The following is a 19,434-nucleotide window of genomic DNA, read 5'->3' as shown; positions in this document are numbered from 1 at the left end:
GCTCAGGCCGCTTCGTGATGGCGACCGGCCATCAGGATGGAGGCGTGCAGGCGGGAGACCGAATCGTTCGCGGCGGGCTTGCCGTGGCTGGTCAGCAGGTTCCAGACCAGGTCGTCGTCCATGCGGAAGCGGCACAGCAGCGTATTGCTGGCGGCCATCTTCATCATCTGAGCGGGGCTCAGGGTGTTGAGCAGGATGGCGGTGTCTTCAGAGATGCCCAGGCGGAACAGGGCTTGCTCGCGATCGGTGCGGATGAGGCTCTGGGCGAGCATCAGGTAGGACAGGTTGGCTTCGCGAATCTCGGCAAGGATCTGGTCTGCATTCATGGGGCTCTCCGGTTGGCGTTGTGGCTGCGTTGGAATGAATTCTGCGGATTCACCATGGCTGACAACATCAGGGTGGCGCCAGTTCCCGGCTAGGGAACGCGCCGACCGGCTTGTCAGCGCAATTCCTACACGCTGCCAGATTGGAGAGACGGGACGGGGAGACAGAAACGGGCGGCCACTGCGTTCGGCGCTGCGCCAACACTCGATGGGCAGGCACTTGCAGGGCGGATGAACCCTCCGGCAGCCGGTGCCGGAGGGCGTCAGTCATTCAGGGGCCTTTGTCAGGCCGTTCGCGTCAGGCATTGCGCCTGAGCGATGTCCGCACGCGGGCGGACTGCATTGCATTCGTGAATTCGTGCCGGGCGAAACGCCCACCGGGAAAGCGGATGCGCGCACAAGACCGCAGGCGCAGAGGCAAACGCAGCCCCGGACGCGGCACTTTGTCACGAATGGACGTCAGGTCATTTGCAGACGGCGCAGCTCGGTGGCCACCAGCGGGGCCAGCTCGGGGGTTTCGCGCTTGAGCATCTCGGCGGCTTCGCCCTGGCACAGGGTGGTCAGCACTTCGATCGCGGCCTTGACCTCGCCCAGGCCGGACAGCGCGAATGCCAGCGTATAGAGGCTGGGCGCGTGTTGGGGCTGGATCTGGATGGCCTGATGGGCATACAGGGCGGCGTCGGTCAATTGACCGGCGGAGAGCAGCAGAGCGGCCACGTCGGACAGCAGGTCCACGCTGGTCGGCTCGATTTCGAGGGCATTGCACAGCAGATTCACACCCTCGCCCAGGCGACCTTGCGAGGCTTGCTCGAAGGCGGCGTTGCGGGCCTGGGCCAGCAGCAGCATGGCTTCGTGGGAGCCGGGCTGGATGCGGCTGACGCCGTCGGTGGACGGGGTGGACACGATGGACGCGGCGGACCGTGCCTGGGGGTTCGCTTGTTTGGCGGATTGCAGCGGCATAGACCTCTCCATGTGGGTCGAAGGTTGCGGAGGGTGACGACCGGACGGCCGGGTCACCGGGGTGACGGGGGGTGCGTCACCGGGCTCGGCAACGCTGGGATGGACTTTAGGGGGAGCCCCCCGTGATCAAGCACACGAAAAGCGCCCGAATCACCGCCCATTCCCCTTTATCCGGGCCGAGGGCTGCCGTTAACCACTTGTGTCCGTCGGTTTGATTGGCGGCAGGGGCCCAGCTCCCGCCAAAAGTCAAACGCCGAAAAGCCTGTTGTCAGACCCTCTTTTCAAGCTTTCAAGTGTCTTGACAAACAGCCCTTAAGTTCTATGGCGCAAGTGCCGACAACCCAAACAACGGGTCTGCTCGCAGACACGTCGTCCGGTTAGAAGGCCAAGCGTCATGGCCCCCAGGGAGGGGCGGGGCGAAACAGGTTGTCTGGCGCCGGACTGGCACAGCTCATGTGTGGTTCGGCGCTTTTGCCGGTATGTATTTCTAGATTGCTGTTAGGAGCAAAACATGGCCCAAGTCATCAACACCAACCTGCTGTCGCTCAACGCTCAGCGCAACACCTCTACCAGCCAGAGCTCGTTGGCTGTTTCGATGCAGCGCCTGTCGTCGGGTCTGCGCGTCAACTCCGCCAAGGATGACGCTGCCGGGCTGGCCATTGCTGACCGCATGCAAGCCCAGGTCCGCGGCATGAACGTGGCTCAGCGCAATGCCAATGACGGCATCTCTCTGTCGCAGACGGCTGAAGGTGCGCTGTCCAAGGTGGGTGATTCGCTGCAGCGTATGCGTGAACTGGCGGTGCAGGCCCGTAACGCCACCAACACCACCTCTGACCTGGATTCGATTGGTCAGGAATATGCGCAGCTGGGCTCTGAAATCCAGCGCGTGCTGGGCGGCACCACCTTCAACGGCCGTGCCATTCTGGCGACGGATGCTGGCACCCAGACCTTCCAGATCGGTGCCAACACCACCACGAATGACTCGGTGGACGTGGTCACGACCAACATGACGACCGACACGACCATCACGGCCGTGACCGGCGGCGCCATCACCAACGCCTCGACCACCACGGACCTGGCGACGGTGATTGACAACATCGACTCGGCCATCAAGACCGTCTCGACCGAGCGTTCCAAGCTGGGTGCTTCGCAGAACCGCTTTGACGCGATCATCTCCAACCTGCAGATCTCGGTGGAGAACCAGACTGCGGCGCGCAGCCGGATCATGGATGCTGACTTTGCGTCGGAAACCGCGAACCTGAGCCGCGCCCAGATTCTGCAACAGGCTGGCAACGCCATGATCGCGCAGGCCAACCAGGCTCCCCAGCAAGTGCTGGCCCTGCTGCGCTGATCGGCTTCGCCGGACGCGCCACCGGGACGGGGCTCAGCCCCTGTCCTGACCAGTGCCCTCCTCGCCTGGCAGCGCCGGACGAGGCAGCGCCTGAAACGGCGCCTCCGACGGCCCGGACCTCTCGCAGAACGTACGGCGTCAGCCGCCCCCGCAAGCTCATCGTCCTGTGCGATGGATGGAGTAGTGCCCGACTTGCGGGGCGCGGCGGGCCCGTACGGCGTCAGGGACGGGGCGGACGCTCTCTTTCCGAGCGTCGGCCCGGTCTTTGCGGTGGCCATCGACACCTGCTTTTCACTGCCCGCATTGGCGGCGTGTGGATGGAAAGGCGAGCCACGAAAGATTGAAGGTCTTGATGGAGGACTACGTGACTGCCTGCGCTGCGGCATGGGCATACGCGTGGAATCCATCGCCAGGATGTTGGTCTTGATGAGGGAATGTGCGGACTGCCTGCGCTGCGGCAAAGGTGGTGCGTGGAGTCCTTCGCCGGATGTTGGTCTTGATGAAGGGGAATGTGGACTGCCAGCGCTGCGGCGATGGCGCCGCGTTGAGTCCTTCGACCGTCATCCGATCTAGATAGGTGAGAGGACTGCAGACGTGGCGGTGAGCAGCTTCGAAGAAAGCGGCGACCCGGGGCCTGTTTGCGGAAGTTAAGAAGGGAATGGCCCGCGAAGCGGGACAGGAATGACATGGAGCAAACAGGCCCCGGGTCGGCGCTTTCGTAGCGCCGGGCTCAGTACAAAGAAGAGGAAGAGGAAACCGTCGGCCGGAGGGAGTTCCGGTGAGCCCAGCGCTGCTGCCCTAGACATCGGCGGCGCTGCCGGGGCTCCCTCCGAGACCGCGTTTCTTCAGGGGCTTCTGTTCAGAGTCACCCAATACCCAGCGCCCACGCAACGTGGACGCACTGGCCCCGCTGAGGGTGGTTGAAACGATGAAAAGCCGGGTAAACACCGGCCATTTCTTCGACAACCCCCGCCACACGCCCACGAAATCACACTCGCGGGCCGCTGTTACAGCTGCGCCTCCCATTTCCCCCTCAAGTCTTTCGAGCCCAGACCCGATAACGGTTTCAACGGGTCCGCAATGTCTAGCAAGGACCTCGTGGTCCGGCCCAGTCGGACGAGATTTCTCCGACTCGGACCGACAAGGTCTACGCAATCGAAAGGATTTTGATCATGGCTCAGATCATCAACACCAACCTGGCTTCCCTGAATGCTCAGCGCAACCTCAGCGCCTCGCAATCGTCCCTGACCACGTCCATGCAGCGCCTGTCTTCCGGCATGCGTGTCAACTCTGCCAAGGATGATGCGGCTGGTCTGGCCATTGCCGAGCGCATGAATGCGCAGGTCCGCGGCATGAACGTCGCTGTCCGCAATGCCAACGACGGCATCTCGCTGTCGCAAACGGCGGAAGGCGCGCTCTCCAAGGTGGGTGACTCCCTGCAGCGTATGCGGGAACTGGCGGTCCAGGCCCGTAACGCCACCAACACCACGTCCGACCTCGACTCCCTGGGCCGCGAATACGCCCAGCTGGGTGAAGAAATCGGCCGCGTCCTGGGTGGCACCACCTTCAACGGCAAGGCCATTTTGGCGGCCGATGCCGGCACCCAGACCTTCCAGATCGGCGCCAACACCACGGCCAACGACTCGGTGGATGTGGTCACCACCGACCTGACGCAGGATGCCACCATCACGGCCGTCACCGCCGGCGCCATCGACAACGCCTCCACGCCGGCCACCCTGGCGACCGTCATCGACAACATCGATGCCGCCATCAAGACCGTCAGTGGCCAGCGCGCCGTGCTGGGTGCTTCGCAGAACCGCTTCGACGCCATCATCTCCAACCTGCAGATCTCGGTCGAAAACCAGACCGCTGCCCGCAGCCGGATCATGGACGCCGACTTCGCCGCTGAAACCGCCAACCTCAGCCGTGCGCAGATTCTGCAACAGGCCGGCAACACCATGGTGGCCCAGGCCAACCAGCTGCCGCAGCAGGTCCTCTCGCTGCTGCGCAGCTAAGCCACGCCAAGCGCCAGAACCCCCTTTTCATCGAGGCCCCGCCGCCGTCCCCACCCCGGGACGGTCGCGGGGCCTTTCTTTCATTTGATCGGTCTTTCACCCCTTTATCGCGGCTTCATGCATTGGACACATTCTCCACAATGAGATCCATCGAGCCTGCATTTTGAGCGGCTCGACCACCGGTCCAACCGGCAGATCCATCCAGAGCGCCAGGGGCGCGGTGGGGGTCGGCAGGCGAGGTCGGGAACGACAGCGTCAACCACGATCACCGTCAGGATCTAAAGCCAGGACAAGGATCTCCGCAGGAGTGCATCAATGCCACAGACCATCAACACCAACATTGCTTCGCTGAACGCGCAACGCAATCTGAACATGTCGCAGTCGTCGCTGGCGACTTCGATGCAGCGGCTGTCGTCGGGCCTGCGGGTGAACTCCGCCAAGGATGATGCCGCCGGCCTGGCCATCGCTGAACGCATGAATGCCCAGGCCCGGGGCATGAGTGTCGCCATTCGAAACTCCAATGACGGCATCTCGCTGGCGCAGACCGCTGAAGGCGCGCTGGGCAAGGTGGCCGATTCATTGCAGCGCATGCGTGAACTCGCCATCCAGGCCCGCAACGCCACGAATGCCAACAGCGACAAGGATTCGCTGGACAAGGAATTCGGCGAGCTGGCCAAGGAAATGCAGCGCGTGCTGGGCGGCACCACCTTCAACGGCAAATACATCCTGGGCGCCGATGCGGCCACGCCGCAGACTTTCCAGGTGGGCCCCAACACCACGGCCAATGACGAAATCGTCGTCACCACGCCCAACATGACGCAGGACCCGGCCATCACGGCGGTCGCCGGCACCGACATCAATGGCGCCGGCCGCGCGGTCATCGACAACACGTCCGACCCCGCCACCATCGCCACCGTCGTGGCCAACATCGACTCGGCGCTGGACGCGGTCAACTCCCAGCGCGCCGTGCTGGGTGCCACCCAGAACCGCTTCGATGCCGTGATCTCCAACCTGCAGGTGGCCTACGAAAACCAGACCGCCGCCCGCAGCCGGATCATGGACGCCGACTTTGCCCAGGAAACCTCCAACCTCAGCCGGGCCCAGATCCTGCAGCAGGCCGGCAATGCGATGGTGGCCCAGGCCAACCAGCTGCCGCAGCAGGTCCTGTCCCTGTTGAAGGGCTGATTCGCGTCCTGACGCGAAATTCCCCTCAAGTCGGACGCCTGGCGTGCCGATACCGTGGACAGGGCCTCCTCAGGGGGCCCTGTCGTCCATTGCGCGTGCCTGACCGGCGGATGAACGCTCTGAGCTGTCAGGTCAGAACCGGGAGTCGAACACCATGACCATTTCCTCTATCGGCTCAGGGAGCGGCTTGCCCGTCGAAAGCATCATCTCCAAGATGCTGGAGGTCGAAAACCAACCGATCACCAATCTGCAGAGCCGCAACGACACGATCAAGACGCAGATCTCGGTGTACGGCAAGATCCAGAGCGCCTTCAGCAGCATGCGGGACGCCGCCAGCAAGCTCACCACGCCCGCCAGCTGGGCGGCCCTCACGGCCACCTCCTCCGACACCACCATGGCCACGGTCACGGCCGGGTCGGGCAGCGGGGCCGGCAGCTACAGCGTCAGCGTGTCGCAACTGGCCGCCGCGCAAAGCGTGGTGAGCGGCGCCATGTCCAGCACGACACCGGTGGGCGCCGGCACCATGACGATTGAACTGGGGCAATGGGGCGACGCGACACAATCGTCCTTCACCAGCAAGAGCGGCAGCACGCCGGTCAGCATTTCCATCTCGGCCACCGACACCCTGGCCAGCGTACGCGACAAGATCAATGCGTCCGGCTCCGGCGTGCTGGCCTCGGTCGTGACGGATTCCACAGGCAGCCGCCTGGTCATCCGCTCCTCGGCCACCGGGGAAGCCAACGGATTCCGCATCACCACGGCAGATGCCGACGGCAACGGCAGCGATGCCTCCGGCCTGTCCGCCCTCGCCTACGACCCCACGGCCGGCATCAAGTCCATGACGCAGAATGCCGCGGCGCAAAACGCCAAGGTCAAGATCAACAACATCGACATCGTCTCGTCCACCAATGTGATCGAAAACGCGGTGGATGGGTTGAGCATCAACATCCTCAAGCAGGGCGACCTGACCGTCACCGTCGGCCAGGACAAGGACAGCGTGAAGAAGGTCATCACCGACTTCGTCACGTCCTACAACAGCCTGATGAACCTGCTGCGGGACAACACCAAGTACGACGCGTCCACCAAGACCGCCGGCGCCCTGCAGGGCGACAGCACGGCCGTGGGCCTGCAGGCCCAGTTGCGCAACATCACCGCAGGCGGCAGCACGCTGGGCGGCGCCTACGCACGGCTGTCGGACCTGGGGCTGAACATCGGCACGGCCGGCACCATCACCGTGGACGACTCCAAGCTCAGCAGCGCGCTCGGTCATCTCAGCGACCTCAAGCAGCTGTTCATGGGCACCGACAGCACCAATTCGGCCAACAACGGCATTGCCACCCGCTGGCGCGCCCTGGCCGACCAGGTCACCGGCATGGACGGCAGCCTCACCACCCGCACGGCGGGACTGCAGTCCCGGGTGACGGCCAACAACAAGCGGGTGGACGAATTGACCGACCGCTCCGCCGCCTACGAAAAGCGTCTGCGTGCCCAGTACACCGCGCTGGACACGCAAATGGCCAAGCTCAACGATCTGAACAGCTACGTTGGCAAACTCACCAGCATGCTGGGCAGCAGCAGCAGCTGAAAATCGCGGGGAAAACCCCCACCTTCTTCAGCGCTCTGAAAAGAGCAGCCCCAAGCCTCCTCACGGAGGCTTTTGTTTTTGTGAATTACCGCAAAATTCCTGCATAAATCAAGGCGAGGGTTGGCTCAAGTTGGACGCGTCAGCGCCGAAAACTAAAACAAGCACTACGACAACCCGCAGCACACCATGTACGGAAACTCTTCTCCCTTTGCTTCCCACGGCCAGCGCGCGAGCAACATGTACAACCGCGTCGGCGTGGAAACCGATGTGCTGCAGGCTTCGCCGCACCGGCTGGTGCAGCTCCTGCTGGACGGCGCCAACGACGCCATGACCCAGAGCCTGGGAGCGATTCGTGCCGGGAATGTCGAAGCGAAAGGCAAAGCGCTGAGCAAGGCCGTTCGCATCCTGGACGAAGGCCTGAAGGCTGCGCTGAACCCGTCCGCCGGCAACCTGGCGCTGGATCTGCGGGACCTGTATGCCTACATGAGCATGCGCCTGACCTACGCCAATCTGCACAGCGACATCGCTGCGGTGGAAGAGTGCCAACGTCTGATGCAGCCCATCCGTGAAGCCTGGGCCAGCATCGCCCCGGCCCTGAACGAACAACGCGTTGCCGCCTGACGGTCGGCTGTCATCCTGGACTCTCCGAGACGAGCTCGACCATGACCAAGCCTTCCGCCGCCAAGACGCACTCCGCCGCCCCGGCCTCTTCCGCCCCGACGACGACCATGAATACCCATCTCCTGAGCTACTACGAAGCCATCGAACAGGCCAGCGCCGACATGCTCAATGCGGCACGCACCGGCAACTGGGATGAGGTGGTCAAGCTGGAAGGCGCCTGCGTGCTGCTGATTTCGCAACTCAAGCATGCCGCTTCGCAGCAGCAGCTGGGCGCGGAAGAGTCGCAGCTCAAGAGCCGCATCATGCAGCGCATCCTGCTGAACGATGCCGAGATCCGTCACCTGGCCGAACCCTGGCTGGAAGACCTGGACCAGCTGATGAAGGGCAAGTCCAAGACGGTGCACTGAGCGGCGGGCCACGGAGCGAGCTGCCTTGAACGACCGAGACGCTGATCTCTCCTCCACGGCCGCATCGACTGCGGCCGTTGGCGCTGGTGCGGACACTCCGGAAACGCTCGAGGACTATCGGCTGGACGCCCCTGGCGAAATCCAGAGCTGGCTGAGGGAGCTGATGCAGGCGCGCACGCGTGTGCAATTGAGCACGCCAGACGGCGCGCTGCTGCACACCGTCCTGCTGGCGCTGGATGCGCCGCACGGCCTGCTGACCTTCGAAGGGTCGGTGGACCCGACCGTCACGCCTGTGCTGGTGGCCAGCAAGGTCGTCACGGCCACCGCCTATCTGGACAAGATCAAGCTTGAGTTTGAAGTCACCGGTTTGCGCGCCGCCAGGGACCCGGGCGGCGAAGTCCTGAGCGCTTCGATCCCCAAACAGCTCTATCGTTTCCAGCGCCGCCAGGCGTATCGGGTGCAATCAGCCGGGCAGTTGTATCCGGCGCTTCGCCTCACCCAGCCGGACGGATTGCGCATTCGCGTCGTGAATGTGAGCGGGGGCGGACTGGCGCTTCAATGGCCACAATCCAGCGCCACGGCTGCAGCAGTGGGCGCGACCGCGGGCGCCGCGGTGGATGCCGCCTCGCGTGCGGCGACCACAGGCGCCACCGGCACGATGCCGCCACCACCCCAGGCGGGCGCGGAGCTGACCGGCACATTGGAACTGGAACGGGAAGTGAGCTTCTCAGCCCTTCTGCGTGTGCAGCATGTCACACCTGGCGAGGGCCAGGCCCCGCATCAGCTGGGCTGCGCATTCATCTCGCTGGCGCCATCGGCGGCGCGGGCGCTGCAGGTGTTCATCGACCAGGCGCAAAAGCGCGAACGTCTGATGAAACGGCCAGGCGGCTAAAACGCAGGGAGTCAGGTCGTCGGTTTGTCAGGTCGAGCGTCAGCGTCAGACCTGCATGTTCATGATCTCGGAATAGGCCGAGACCAACCGGTTGCGCACCTGCAAGGTGGCCTGAAAGCCGATCTGGGCCTTCTGCATGGCCACCATCGTCTCTTCCAGGCTGACGGTCGGATTGTCCAGCTGGACCTCCCGCTGCAGGCGAGACGCCTCATTTTGCTGGGTGCTGACGGACTTCAACGCCGAACTCATCGCATCGGCAAAGTTCGTCCCGGACGCGGGTTTGGCCACCGGCTGCCCCTGGGGGGTCAGTCCGGCACGGGCCACCGCGCTGGCGAAATTGAAGGGTTGAAGTTTGAGGTCCACGGACTGGACTGTAGAGACTCCCCGGCCGACACAAGTGCGAAACAAGGGGGGCTTCTTCGGCCTGTTTCCGGCATTCTTGAGGCCAGTCCTGCGAATAATTCGGACTGCGGCCTGGAGTCACCCGGCCGTGCGACGCCCGAATCACCTACGCCGACCCACCCGCCCCATGGACAACGCCCTGAGCAGCCCCGCCGCCGGTCTCCCCGACGTCAAGCCGGAAGCCCCGCAAAGCTTCCCTGCCCGCCTGGCCGCGATGCCCACCAAGAGCAAGCTGATGCTCGGGGGCGGACTGGCCGCGCTGATGGCGGTGATCGTCGCCATGACGATGATGACCAGCAAGGGCGACTACCGCCCCCTCTTCTCCGGCCTGTCAGACAAGGACGGCGGCGCGGTCATTGCGCAGCTGGCCCAGATGAATGTGCCCTACCGCAATGAGCCGGGCGGCACCATCATGGTCCCGGCCAGCCAGGTGTATGACCTGCGCATGAAGCTGGCGTCGCAAGGGCTGCCCAAGGGCGGCATCGTCGGTTTCGAGCTGATGGACAAGCAGTCCATCGGCCAGACCCAGTTCAATGAACGGCTGAACTTCCAGCGCGGCCTGGAGGGCGAGCTCACCCGCACCATCACCGCCATGGCCGACGTGGCCGATGCCCGCGTGCATCTGGCCATTCCGCAGCAGAACGGCTTCTTCCGTGAACAGCAAAAGCCCAGCGCTTCGGTGATGCTCACCCTGCGCGGCGGCCGCAGCCTGGACCGCAACCAGATCGCCGGCATCGTGCACCTGGTGTCCTCGTCGGTGCCGGAGCTCAACCCGAAGGCGGTCAGCGTGCTGGACAGCACCGGCACCCTGCTCTCCAACAACACCGACAACAACGGCACTGGCCTGGACAGCCAGCAACTGCTCTACAAGCAGCAGGTCGAGAACAACCTCAACAAGCGCATCGCCGAGCTGCTGGAGCCGGTGGTAGGCCGCGACAACCTGCGCTCCACCGTCACCGCCGACGTGGACTTCAACCAGGTCGAATCCACCGCCGAGGAATTCAAGCCCAACCAGGGCCCGAACACCCAGAGCTCGGTGCGCCGCATGAATTCCGAGGAGCAGATCGGCAGCACGCCGCCCGTGCCCACCGGCGTGCCGGGTGCCACCACCAACCAGGTGCCGCCGCAAGCCACCGCCCCGATCAACGGCCAGGCCCAGCAACTGCAGCCGGCCGGCACCTCCGGTGGCAGCCAGAACACCCGCCGGGTCAATGGCACCGAATTCGAAGTCGATCGCACCGTGCGGGTCACCCGCAATGCCATCGGCCAGGTGCGTCGCCTGAATGCCGCGGTGGTCGTCAACCAGAAGACGGTGACCGATGCCAAGGGCAAGACGACCAGCCAACCGCTGTCGGACGCCGAACTGCAGAAGCTCGACGGCCTGGTCAAGGAAGCGCTGGGCTTCTCGCAGGACCGCGGCGATTCGGTCAAGGTCATCAGCGCGCCGTTTGTCACCGACAAGAACGAGCCGGCCGACCTGCCGCTGTGGCGCCAGCCCTGGCTGCGCGACGTGGCCCGTGACGCCGCCATTCCCGCCGCCCTGGTGCTGGTGGCCCTGATCGCGGTGTTCGGCCTGGTCCGTCCGGCGCTGAAGGCGGCCTTCCCGCCGCCGCCGGCGAAGGATGACGCTGCAGCCGCTGCGGCCACCGACCTGAACGTCGTCGAGAATGAACAACTGGCCCTGGCGGTCGGCCCTGGCGGCCTGCCGGCCCTGGAAGCCCCCATCTCTAACGACAAACTCGAACGCGCCCGCCAGTTGGCGAGAGAGAATCCGGTGGCAGTGGCCAACATCATGCGTGCCTGGGTGAATGGCGAAGAGCTGGAAACGGCCAAGCGCTGATCCGGCGCCCGTTCCTCTGCACAGCACAGCCCCCCAATCCGGCAAGAATTCAGGCAACCAGCCAGCCAGGAAAAGAGACCCGACATGGACGACAAAGGCGTAGAAGACGCAGCCATCCTGCTCATGTCCCTGGGCGAGGAAGAGGCCTCCGAGGTGTTCAAGCATCTGGCTCCCAAGGAAGTCCAGAAGCTGGGTGAGACCATCGCCAAGATGAAGGTGGTGCCGCGCGACCGCGTGGAATCGGTGCTGGACCGTTTCGACAAGGTCGCCGAGACCCAGAGCACCCTGGTGTCCGACACCGACGAATATGTGCGCTCCGTGCTGCGCAAGGCACTGGGCGAGGACAAGGCCAACCTGCTGCTGGACCGCATCCTGCAGGGCTCGGACGTGTCGTCCATCGAAAGCCTGAAGTGGATGGACCCGGGCTCGGTGGCCGAGCTGCTGCGCAACGAGCACCCACAGATCGTGGCGGCCATCCTGTCCCACCTGGACTTCGACCAGAGCAGCTCGGTGCTGCGGGTCTTCACCGAACGTCAGCGCAATGAAGTGCTGATCCGCATCGCCACGCTGGACGGCATCCAGCCGATGGCCTTGAAGGACCTCAACGAGGTCATGGGCCAGATCCTGGCCGGCGGCGAGCGGATGAAGAAATCCAACCTGGGCGGTGTGAAGACGGCGGCGGAAATCATCAACATGATGGGCTCCAGCGTCGAGGCCTCGGTGCTGGACTACATCCGCGAGGCCGATTCCGACCTGGCCCAGAAGATCATGGACAACATGTTCACCTTCGACGATCTGGACAAGATCGACGACCGGGGCATCCAGGCCGTGCTCAAGGAAGTGCAGTCCGAATCGCTCATCGTCGCCCTCAAGGGGGCTGGCCCGGAGCTGCGCGAGAAGATCTTCCGGAACATGTCCAGCCGCGCGGCCGAGACGCTGCGCGAAGACCTGGAGTCCCGCGGTCCGGTGCGCCTGTCCGAAGTGGAAGCCGAGCAGAAGGAAATCCTCAAGGTCGTACGGCGTCTGGTGGACGAAGGACAAATCGTGCTGGCCGGCGGCGGCGACGACCAATTCCTGTAATAGTCTTGCAGGTCGTCTGGACAGCTTCTACCCATGGTCAACCGCCCGCCCCGTCAAGTGCCCCCGCCCACCCGCCCGGAGGGCGAGCAGCCGCGTGGCAACAGCTACAGCCGCATCATTCCGCGGGAAGAGCTGTCGGGCTTTGCCGCGTGGAATCCGGGCTCGCTGGACGGTGGCCAGGCCCCGCGACGGCCCCCGGTCAGCGCACCGCCGCCGGTGGAGCCGCCCGCCCCACCGCCGCCCCCGCCACCCAGCATCGACGAATTGCTGCACAGCGCCCGGCAGTCGGGCTACCAGGACGGTTATCGCGACGGCATGGCCGCGCTGGACGCCTTCAAGCAGAGCTTTGCCAAGCAGATCAGCGCCCAGGTGGGTGCCTTGGTGACCAGCTTCGATGCGGACCTTCAAAGCATCGAACGGGACATGGCGGAATCGCTGGCCCGCACGGCCGTGGAGCTGGCCCGGCAGGTCGTGCGCAATGAGCTCACCACGCATCCGGAGCTGATCGCCAAGGTGGCGCACGATGCGGTGGAGGCGCTGCTCATCAGTGCCCGCCATGTGCGCATGCGGGTGCATCCGGACGACCTTCCCCTGGTGCTGGAAGGCGCTGGCGAGGAACTTCGGGCCCGCGAAACCCAGGTCATTCCGGACTTCAGCATTGCCCGCGGCGGCTGCAAGGTGGATGCGGACATCTGCAGCGTGGACGCCACGCTGCCGGCGCGCTGGCAGGCGGCGGTGTCCACCATCGGGCAGGCCTCGGTGTGGGAAGACCGGCGCACGGGATCGGAGAGCGACACCATGCGGCCGCGCCAGCCGGACGGCGGCCGGGACGCGCGCCCCGAGGGGCGTACGGACGGTCGTGCCGATTATCGTCCGGAGGGTCGTCCGGAGGGTCGTCCAGAGGCTCGTGCGGAGGAGCCCCGCTTCGAGCCCAGCCGTTTTGACCACAGCCGCTTCGGCGACGACACCCCGGCCTGAGCAGGCGCGCCATGAGCACCCGCACCGATCGCTGGCAGCAGTATTTCCGCGACCTGCAGAATTTCTCCAGCAACGCGCCCACCCTGGAGCCGCAAGGCAAGCTGGTGCGTGTGGCCGGTCTCGTGCTGGAGGCCACTGGCGTGAAAGTGCCGGTGGGCTCGGTGTGCGAGATCCACATGCCCTCCTCGGCCGCCCAGCCGCGCCGCGGCCAGCGGCCGGTGCAGGCGGAGGTCGTCGGCTTTTCCGGCGACCGGGCCTACCTGATGCCCACCGACGAGATCCACGGACTGGCCAGCGGCGCCATGGTGCTGCCGCGGCCGGCTGCCCTTCACGGGCCGGTGCTGGGCGAGGAACGCCACCCCTGGCGGCGAGACGAGGACCGCGGCCTGCACCTGCCCATGGGCGACGGCCTGCTGGGCCGGGTGGTCGATCCGCAGGGCCATCCGCTGGACCGGGGCGGCCCGCTGCAGCAGGTGCGGGACGAACCGATGGTCCGCCGCGCCATCAATGCCATGGACCGCGACCCGGTGCGCCGCCCGCTGGATACCGGCGTGCGCGCCATCAATTCCCTGCTCACCGTGGGCCGGGGCCAGCGTCTGGGCCTGTTTGCCGGCACGGGCGTGGGCAAGTCGGTGCTGCTGGGCATGATGGCCCGCTACACGCAGGCGGACGTGATCGTGGTGGGGCTCATCGGCGAGCGCGGCCGGGAAGTGAAGGAATTCATCGAGGACATCCTGGGCGAGGAAGGGCTGCGCCGCTCGGTGGTGGTGGCCGCACCGGCCGATGCACCGCCGCTGCTGCGCATGCAGGGCGCCAGCTATGCGACGGCGATTGCCGAGCATTTCCGGGACCGCGGTCAACATGTGCTGCTGCTGATGGACTCGCTCACCCGCTACGCCATGGCGCAGCGGGAGATTGCCTTAGCCATTGGCGAACCGCCGGCCACCAAGGGCTATCCGCCTTCGTGTTTTGCCAAGCTTCCGCAGCTGGTGGAGCGCAGCGGCAACGGTTTGGCGGGTGAAGGCTCGATCACCGCCTTCTACACCGTCCTCTCGGAAGGGGATGACCAGCAGGACCCGATCGCCGATGCTGCACGCGGGATTTTGGACGGCCACATCGTGCTGAGCCGGGAGCTGGCCGAGAGCGGGCATTACCCCGCCATCGACGTGGAGAAATCGATCTCCCGGGTGATGACCAGCGTGGCGGACCGCCGTCATGTGGAACTCGCCCGGCGATTCCGGCAATTGCTCGCGAAATTCAACAAAGCGCGCGATCTGATTCAGCTCGGCGCCTATCAGGCAGGGCACGATCCGGAACTGGATGCCGCCGTTCGCTTGCATGCCGACATGGTCCGATTGCTTCAACAAGACATGCATTCACCCGCTTCTTTGGCGGATTGCCTGAACCAATTGGCGGCCACACTTCATTCCACGTGACAGACGTGGAAATCCGTGGACGAGGTATGCCAATGAGTAGTTCCAACCTGCAAGCGCTGACCGTGCTGCTGGAGCGCGCGGAAGCCGAGCGCGACGAAGCCCTTCGCTTCCTCCAGGATGCGGAGCGACGGGCCCAGGCGGCCCGGCTGCAGCATGACCAGCTCAGCCAGTACCGCAGCGACTACCAGTCCCGCTGGAAACAGGAATTTGCCCAGCGCACCACCATCCAGATTCTGGGTTGCTACCAGAACTTCGGCGGGCGGCTGGACCAGGCCATCGGCCAGCAGGCCGGTGTGGCCGATTTTGCGGATCAACGTCTGGACGCGGCTCGCCGGGTGCTGCAGGAGCGTGAGCTCCGTGTGGCGTCCGTGCGCAAGCTGATCGAACGCCGCCGTGCCGAGGCCCTGCGCACCGAGATGCGCCAGGAGCAGCGGGCCACTGACGAGCAGGCGGCCCGTGCCGCTGCACGGGGCGGCAATCCTTTGAACCGTCTGGTTGCCTGAGGTCCGTCCATGTCCCAGATCCCCCTGCATCACTCCGGCTCCACCGCCAGCAGCGCCCTCACCGGCCTGGGCGGGCCGTCCGCGGGCACCCGCAAGGACAGCGGCCGTGCCCAGCCCCTGCCCTCCACCAACGCGCCGGCGGCCGCCCCGTCGTTCTCGCAGTTGCTGAACCAGAGCGCGCAGCATCTGCAGACCCGAGCACCGCAGGCGCAGCCGTTTGCCGCGAATGCAGCGCCCTCGGCGACGCAGACGCAAAGCGCAGCCCCGCAGACGGCGGCTGCCCAGCGCTCGGCGCAGAACCGTCCGGCCAACGGTGCTGGAAACGGCAATGGCGCGCGCAATGCCAACGGCACCAGCAGCACGGCGCAGGAAGAAAACAAGCTCAACGCCCGCAATGCCCTGAACCGCAACGCTGCCAACAAGCAGGCGGACGCGCCCAAGGCACCGGCCCCGTCCGCCCAGGCCCAGGCCCAGGCCCAGGCGCAGGCCAGGGCGGATGCGTCGGACGCATCGGCCAAAGGCACGGGGGCGAAGAACAGCGCCACTGATGCATCGACGAAGTCCGATGCATCGACCTCGGCCGACAAGACCGACAAGGCCGCTTCGGAGGACGATGCCGGCGCAGCCGACAAGACGGCCACGACCGATCCCACCGCTGCGGCCCAGCAGATGCTGGCGATGCTGCGCGGCGATGCGCCGGCCGAGACGCGGCCGCAGGCCAAGGGTGAGGCGCTGACTGAAGGCGCCGGCGACGATCAGGCGCCGCTGACCGGCCACGCCAAGGGCGGCCATGCGGCCGGCGGCGCGTCCGCGCGCGACGCCTTGCAACAGGAGCTGCAACAGGACCTGCAACGCGCCGGCCTGTCGGCCGATGGCAAGGGTCACGCGGGTGAAGCGGTCGATGGTCTTCAGGCCCTGGCCGGTGGCGCCAAGGAGATCGCGCTGGGCGACAAGGCTGCCGCAGGTGGCCCGGGCCAGAGCTTTGAAGCGCTGCTGGCTGCGGCGCAGCAGGCGGACGGTACCGGGGCAGCCGGGGGCCCGGAGGCGCCACGCGCCGCCGACGTGCCCTCGGTCCCGCTGTCGCAACCGCTGGACAGCCCGGACTTCGCGCCGGAGCTGTCGGCCAGCGTCAGCCTGCTGATCCAGGACGGCGTGCACGAAGCGCAGCTGCAGCTCAACCCGGCGGACATGGGACCGGTGGCCATCCAGATCCAGCTGGACGGCCAGCAGGCGCAGGTCAACTTCCATGCGGCGCAGGCGGACACCCGTGAGGTGCTGATGCGCAGCATGCCGGAGCTGGCGGCGGCGCTGCAGAACCAGGGCATCACGCTCAGCGGCGGCGGTGTCTTTGCACAGACGCAGTCCGGCAACGGCCAGGGCGGGCGCGACGCGGACGGTGACGGCCGCGGCGACGGTCGCCGGGGCGGCACCCGTGGCGGCGCTGGCGATGACGGCCTGACTTCCGTCGCTCGCAGCGAACGCCGCACGGCGCCGCGCGGCCTGGTGGACCTGTACGCCTGACGCAAGGGCCTCTGGCAGAGGCTCGGCGCAGGGGACTGCACCGACGGCGTCTTTCGGCGGGTGGTCTTCTTGCTAAATCCCGTTTTTCCTGTCTTTTCCAGTTTTGGCGCTGACGCCGTCGCCGCACAATGGATGGTGTAGAGGGCTTCTTGCGAGCCCGCGTGTCCGACTGATTACAGGAGCCCACCCATGGCCACTGCAGCTGCAGGGAATGAGGTCGCCGCCAAGGGCGGCGGCAAGAAGAAGCTGATCATCATCATCGCCATTGTTCTGGTGCTGGTGCTGGCTGGCGTGGGCGCCCTGCTGATGATGAAGAAGAAGGCTGCCAACGCGGACGAGGAAGGCGGCGCGGCGGAGGAGACTCACGCGCCGGCGGCCCATGCCAAGCCTGGCACGCCGCCGACGTTTGTCCCGCTGGATCCCTTCACCGTCAACCTGGCGGACAAGGAAGTGGACCGGTTTGCCCAGGTGGGTGTCACGCTCGAGGTGGCGGACCCGAAGTTTGCCGACCAGCTCAAGGCCTACATGCCGGCCATCCGCAACAACGTGCTGCTGGTGCTCTCGCACAAGACCTCGGCTGAATTGCTGACGGTGGAAGGCAAGGAGAAGCTGGCGAGGGAGATCCGGCGCGAGGCGGTGCGTCCGATGGGCATCGAGCTGGACGACGAAGAGGAAGAAGACAGCGACGCGCCGAAAAAGAAGAAGCGCAAGAAGAAGCAAGTGGAAAGCCCGGTCACGCAAGTGCTGTTTTCCACCTTCATCGTGCAATAAGCGCGAGCCCGTGCAAAGGTTGATGCCATGAATCAGCAGATCCTCTCCCAGGACGAAGTGGATGCCCTGTTGCAGGGCATCACGGGCGAGAGCCAGAAGCTGGAGGCCGAAGAGGTCCAGAGCGGCGGCATTCGCGAATACAACCTGGCCAGCCAGGAGCGGATTGTTCGTGGGCGCATGCCCACGATGGAAATCATCAACGAGCGTTTTGCGCGCAATATCCGCATTGGGCTGTTCAACTTCATTCGCAAGAGCCCGGAAGTGGCCATTGGCGGCATCAAGGTGCAGAAGTACAGCGCCTTCCTGCGAGAGATCGTGGTGCCGACCAACTTCAACATTGTGTCGGTCAAGCCGCTGCGGGGGTCGGGGCTGATCGTCTGCGACCCGACGCTGGTGTTTGCGGTCATTGATTCGCTCTTTGGCGGCATCGGGAAGTTTCACACCCGCATCGAGGGCCGGGACTTCTCTGCCACGGAGCAGCGGGTGATTCTGCGCTTGGTGGAAGTCATCACGCAGGAATACCAGAAGGCCTGGAAGGGCATCTATCCGCTGGAGCTGGAATATCAGCGTTCCGAGATGCAGCCGCAGTTTGCCAACATTGCCACGCCGAGCGAGATCATTGTCTCGACCAGCTTCACGCTGGAGATTGGCGAGACGAGTGGCACGGTGTACTTCTGCATTCCGTATTCCACGCTGGAGCCCATTCGGGACGTGCTCTACAGCACGACGCAGGGGGATTCCAGCGAGCCGGACCGGCGCTGGGTGAATTTGCTCAAGCACCAGATCCAGTCGGCGGAAGTGGAGCTGGTGGCGGAGCTGGCGAAGGCGCCGGCGACGGTGGAGCAGTTGCTGGCGTTCAAGCCGGGCGACTTCATTGAGCTGGACCTGGAGCAGATCATCCAGGCCAAGGTGGACGGTGTGCCGGTCTTTGATTGCCATTACGGCACCTCGAACGGCAAATACTCGATCAAGATTGAAAAACTGCTGACTGGCCCGGATGCGGGCTGGCTGGGAGCCCGCAATGGCTGACACTCCGAACCCGATGGACGAACAGGACGCAATGGCCGCTGAATGGGCGGCGGCGCTGGCCGAGGCTGGCGGCGGTGGTGGTGGTGGCCAGGCGGTGGAGGAAGTGCAGTCGGTGGCCGAGCAGGTCGCGCCGGCCACTTTCACGAATTTCACGCCGACGCCGGGCAACATGCCGGGCAGCGACATCAACATGATTCTGGACATTCCGGTCCAGTTGACTGTTGAGCTGGGCCGCACCCGCATCCCGATCAAGAACATTCTGCAACTGGCCCAAGGCTCCGTTGTGGAACTGGATGCTTTGGCGGGTGAGCCGATGGATGTGCTGGTGAATGGCTACCTGATTGCGCAAGGTGAAGTCGTGGTGGTGAACGACAAATTCGGTATCCGCCTGACTGACATCGTGACGCCTTCGGAGCGCATGCGCCGCCTGAGCAAGGCCTGACGCCAAGCGTTCACCACTCCCATCCCATCCGCACAAAGGCTCCCCTCGGTCCTGACTGCCCCGCCCCCGCCTCACCCGCCGCACCGCTCCCTC

Annotated in this window: 19 protein-coding genes; 16 read left to right on the top strand and 3 right to left on the bottom strand. The window is 65.3% G+C overall.

Translation table 11 applies throughout. From position 1 onward, the window contains the following. Positions 1–2 precede the first annotated feature (2 nt). Complete coding sequence (gene flhD, locus DES44_RS08325; RefSeq protein WP_058934544.1) at positions 3–326, bottom strand: flagellar transcriptional regulator FlhD; 324 nt, start codon at positions 324–326, stop codon at positions 3–5. Positions 327–782: 456 nt separating this feature from the next. After that, positions 783–1,283, bottom strand: coding sequence for a tetratricopeptide repeat protein (locus tag DES44_RS08320; RefSeq protein ID WP_058934543.1), 501 nt, complete (start codon positions 1,281–1,283; stop codon positions 783–785). Positions 1,284–1,794: 511 nt separating this feature from the next. Here DES44_RS08320 and DES44_RS08315 point away from each other — a divergent pair. From DES44_RS08315 to DES44_RS08285, 7 genes are all read left to right on the top strand, one after another. Beyond that, positions 1,795–2,634: a flagellin N-terminal helical domain-containing protein gene (locus DES44_RS08315; protein ID WP_058934542.1), complete on the top strand. Its 840-nt coding sequence runs from the start codon at positions 1,795–1,797 to the stop codon at positions 2,632–2,634. 1,172 nt (positions 2,635–3,806) lie between these two features. Further along, positions 3,807–4,649, top strand: a complete 843-nt coding sequence (locus tag DES44_RS08310; RefSeq protein ID WP_058934541.1) for a flagellin N-terminal helical domain-containing protein — start codon at positions 3,807–3,809, stop codon at positions 4,647–4,649. Between the two features lie 315 nt (positions 4,650–4,964). Next, the gene (locus DES44_RS08305) at positions 4,965–5,834 is read left to right on the top strand and encodes a flagellin N-terminal helical domain-containing protein (protein ID WP_058934540.1); all 870 of its coding nucleotides are present in this window, start codon (positions 4,965–4,967) and stop codon (positions 5,832–5,834) included. Between the two features lie 154 nt (positions 5,835–5,988). Further along, entirely contained in the window at positions 5,989–7,419 is a 1,431-nt protein-coding gene (fliD, locus tag DES44_RS08300) for a flagellar filament capping protein FliD (RefSeq protein WP_083525473.1), read from the top strand. Between the two features lie 186 nt (positions 7,420–7,605). Further along, a complete protein-coding gene (gene fliS, locus DES44_RS08295) occupies positions 7,606–8,040 on the top strand; it encodes a flagellar export chaperone FliS (protein ID WP_058934538.1) in 435 nt (144 codons plus the stop codon). Between the two features lie 107 nt (positions 8,041–8,147). After that, on the top strand, positions 8,148–8,447 hold the full coding sequence (locus tag DES44_RS08290) for a flagellar protein FliT (RefSeq protein ID WP_058934537.1): 300 nt from the start codon (positions 8,148–8,150) through the stop codon (positions 8,445–8,447). Between the two features lie 25 nt (positions 8,448–8,472). Continuing rightward, positions 8,473–9,339, top strand: a complete 867-nt coding sequence (locus DES44_RS08285; RefSeq protein WP_058934536.1) for a flagellar brake protein — start codon at positions 8,473–8,475, stop codon at positions 9,337–9,339. A gap of 45 nt (positions 9,340–9,384) precedes the next feature. On the opposite strand, the gene fliE is transcribed toward DES44_RS08285, so the two are convergent. Then, positions 9,385–9,702: a flagellar hook-basal body complex protein FliE gene (gene fliE / locus DES44_RS08280; RefSeq protein ID WP_083525472.1), complete on the bottom strand. Its 318-nt coding sequence runs from the start codon at positions 9,700–9,702 to the stop codon at positions 9,385–9,387. 166 nt (positions 9,703–9,868) lie between these two features. On the opposite strand from fliE, the gene fliF reads away from it, so the two are divergent. From fliF to fliN, 9 genes are all read left to right on the top strand, one after another. Next, positions 9,869–11,581: a flagellar basal-body MS-ring/collar protein FliF gene (gene fliF, locus DES44_RS08275; RefSeq protein ID WP_058934535.1), complete on the top strand. Its 1,713-nt coding sequence runs from the start codon at positions 9,869–9,871 to the stop codon at positions 11,579–11,581. 84 nt (positions 11,582–11,665) lie between these two features. After that, positions 11,666–12,661, top strand: a complete 996-nt coding sequence (fliG, locus tag DES44_RS08270; RefSeq protein ID WP_058934534.1) for a flagellar motor switch protein FliG — start codon at positions 11,666–11,668, stop codon at positions 12,659–12,661. A gap of 33 nt (positions 12,662–12,694) precedes the next feature. Beyond that, positions 12,695–13,639: a FliH/SctL family protein gene (locus tag DES44_RS08265; protein ID WP_083525471.1), complete on the top strand. Its 945-nt coding sequence runs from the start codon at positions 12,695–12,697 to the stop codon at positions 13,637–13,639. A gap of 11 nt (positions 13,640–13,650) precedes the next feature. Beyond that, positions 13,651–15,075 carry a flagellar protein export ATPase FliI gene (gene fliI, locus DES44_RS08260; protein WP_058934533.1) on the top strand — a complete coding sequence of 475 codons (1,425 nt, stop codon included), beginning with the start codon at positions 13,651–13,653 and terminating at the stop codon, positions 15,073–15,075. Positions 15,076–15,107: 32 nt separating this feature from the next. Further along, positions 15,108–15,578 (top strand): flagellar export protein FliJ, encoded by a 471-nt coding sequence (gene fliJ / locus DES44_RS08255; RefSeq protein ID WP_058934532.1) that lies wholly within the window; start codon positions 15,108–15,110, stop codon positions 15,576–15,578. A 9-nt stretch (positions 15,579–15,587) separates the two neighbouring features. Continuing rightward, the gene (locus DES44_RS08250; RefSeq protein WP_058934531.1) at positions 15,588–17,099 is read left to right on the top strand and encodes a flagellar hook-length control protein FliK; all 1,512 of its coding nucleotides are present in this window, start codon (positions 15,588–15,590) and stop codon (positions 17,097–17,099) included. A 189-nt stretch (positions 17,100–17,288) separates the two neighbouring features. After that, the gene (locus DES44_RS08245) at positions 17,289–17,870 is read left to right on the top strand and encodes a flagellar basal body-associated FliL family protein (protein ID WP_058934530.1); all 582 of its coding nucleotides are present in this window, start codon (positions 17,289–17,291) and stop codon (positions 17,868–17,870) included. A 27-nt stretch (positions 17,871–17,897) separates the two neighbouring features. Then, positions 17,898–18,899, top strand: a complete 1,002-nt coding sequence (gene fliM, locus DES44_RS08240) for a flagellar motor switch protein FliM (protein ID WP_058934529.1) — start codon at positions 17,898–17,900, stop codon at positions 18,897–18,899. Beyond that, a complete protein-coding gene (gene fliN / locus DES44_RS08235) occupies positions 18,892–19,341 on the top strand; it encodes a flagellar motor switch protein FliN (protein ID WP_058937309.1) in 450 nt (149 codons plus the stop codon). Before fliM ends, fliN begins: the two co-directional genes overlap by 8 nt. Positions 19,342–19,434: the final 93 nt, after the last annotated feature.

It is taken from the genome of Roseateles depolymerans (assembly GCF_003387155.1).
Taxonomy (GTDB): domain Bacteria; phylum Pseudomonadota; class Gammaproteobacteria; order Burkholderiales; family Burkholderiaceae_C; genus Roseateles; species Roseateles depolymerans.
Note: the sequence above shows the minus strand (reverse complement) of the source record. Positions and strands in the feature narration are given on the sequence as shown.

Coding starts and splice junctions, on each gene's coding strand:
- fliF (WP_058934535.1), top strand. CDS start 9,869: ATGGACAACGCCCTGAGCAGCCCCGCCGCCGGTCTCCCCGACGTCAAG.
- fliG (WP_058934534.1), top strand. CDS start 11,666: ATGGACGACAAAGGCGTAGAAGACGCAGCCATCCTGCTCATGTCCCTG.
- fliI (WP_058934533.1), top strand. CDS start 13,651: ATGAGCACCCGCACCGATCGCTGGCAGCAGTATTTCCGCGACCTGCAG.
- DES44_RS08305 (WP_058934540.1), top strand. CDS start 4,965: ATGCCACAGACCATCAACACCAACATTGCTTCGCTGAACGCGCAACGC.
- DES44_RS08250 (WP_058934531.1), top strand. CDS start 15,588: ATGTCCCAGATCCCCCTGCATCACTCCGGCTCCACCGCCAGCAGCGCC.
- flhD (WP_058934544.1), bottom strand. CDS start 326: ATGAATGCAGACCAGATCCTTGCCGAGATTCGCGAAGCCAACCTGTCC.
- fliM (WP_058934529.1), top strand. CDS start 17,898: ATGAATCAGCAGATCCTCTCCCAGGACGAAGTGGATGCCCTGTTGCAG.
- DES44_RS08290 (WP_058934537.1), top strand. CDS start 8,148: ATGAATACCCATCTCCTGAGCTACTACGAAGCCATCGAACAGGCCAGC.
- fliN (WP_058937309.1), top strand. CDS start 18,892: ATGGCTGACACTCCGAACCCGATGGACGAACAGGACGCAATGGCCGCT.
- fliJ (WP_058934532.1), top strand. CDS start 15,108: ATGAGTAGTTCCAACCTGCAAGCGCTGACCGTGCTGCTGGAGCGCGCG.
- DES44_RS08315 (WP_058934542.1), top strand. CDS start 1,795: ATGGCCCAAGTCATCAACACCAACCTGCTGTCGCTCAACGCTCAGCGC.
- DES44_RS08265 (WP_083525471.1), top strand. CDS start 12,695: ATGGTCAACCGCCCGCCCCGTCAAGTGCCCCCGCCCACCCGCCCGGAG.
- fliS (WP_058934538.1), top strand. CDS start 7,606: ATGTACGGAAACTCTTCTCCCTTTGCTTCCCACGGCCAGCGCGCGAGC.
- fliD (WP_083525473.1), top strand. CDS start 5,989: ATGACCATTTCCTCTATCGGCTCAGGGAGCGGCTTGCCCGTCGAAAGC.
- DES44_RS08310 (WP_058934541.1), top strand. CDS start 3,807: ATGGCTCAGATCATCAACACCAACCTGGCTTCCCTGAATGCTCAGCGC.
- DES44_RS08320 (WP_058934543.1), bottom strand. CDS start 1,283: ATGCCGCTGCAATCCGCCAAACAAGCGAACCCCCAGGCACGGTCCGCC.
- DES44_RS08245 (WP_058934530.1), top strand. CDS start 17,289: ATGGCCACTGCAGCTGCAGGGAATGAGGTCGCCGCCAAGGGCGGCGGC.